The 242-nt window shown below is 51.7% G+C and carries 1 tRNA gene; it reads right to left on the bottom strand.

Annotated features, from left to right (window positions below):
- Positions 1-76 (bottom strand) — tRNA-Ala (locus Q0882_RS16710).
- Positions 77-242 lie beyond the last annotated feature (166 nt).

The following is a 242-nucleotide window of genomic DNA, read 5'->3' as shown; positions in this document are numbered from 1 at the left end:
TGGTGGAGCTATGCGGGATCGAACCGCAGACCTCCTGCGTGCAAAGCAGGCGCTCTCCCAGCTGAGCTATAGCCCCATATAAAAAGCGTATTTTGTATCAATCGAGGCAAGTTTGAGGACGTGTAGCCTGCTACACGATGATAAACTTAACGATGAGTGACGCAAAATTGGTAGGCCTGAGTGGACTTGAACCACCGACCTCACCCTTATCAGGGGTGCGCTCTAACCAGCTGAGCTACAAG

This window comes from uncultured Neptuniibacter sp., assembly GCF_947498015.1.
GTDB lineage: Bacteria > Pseudomonadota > Gammaproteobacteria > Pseudomonadales > Balneatricaceae > Neptuniibacter.
The sequence above is the reverse complement of the archived record's forward strand: the minus strand, read 5'-3'. Positions and strand labels throughout refer to the sequence as shown.